Source organism: Psychrobacter sp. 16-MNA-CIBAN-0192, assembly GCF_040309565.1.
Lineage (GTDB): Bacteria > Pseudomonadota > Gammaproteobacteria > Pseudomonadales > Moraxellaceae > Psychrobacter.
This window is the reverse complement of the sequence record NZ_JBEOOX010000711.1, coordinates 1-236: the sequence shown is the minus strand read 5'-3', so window position 1 is coordinate 236 and position 236 is coordinate 1. Positions and strand designations below refer to the sequence as shown.

General features: G+C 47.0%; 1 protein-coding gene. It reads left to right on the top strand.

Translation table 11 applies throughout. The annotated features are described in order from the left end of the window. Nucleotides 1-236: aldehyde dehydrogenase family protein (locus AAEY78_RS14935; protein WP_352340279.1), on the top strand; the 236-nt coding region annotated here is incomplete at both ends.

Below are 236 nucleotides of genomic sequence, written 5' to 3'. Positions count from 1 at the left end.
CTATAATGATTTTCATCTGCAATATATCGCAGGCTCATGGCAACAGGGTAAAGACGATAGCGTCAATACCAACACCAATCCCTGCAATGGCGACACGCTGGTCGAGATTCAACAGGCGACCAAAGATCAGCTCGATGAAGCTTATAAGGCGGCAAATGCGGCACAAAAAGAATGGGCGCAAAAGACGCCAGCTGAGCGTGCCAGTTTAATGTATAACGTCGTCAATGTCTTAGATC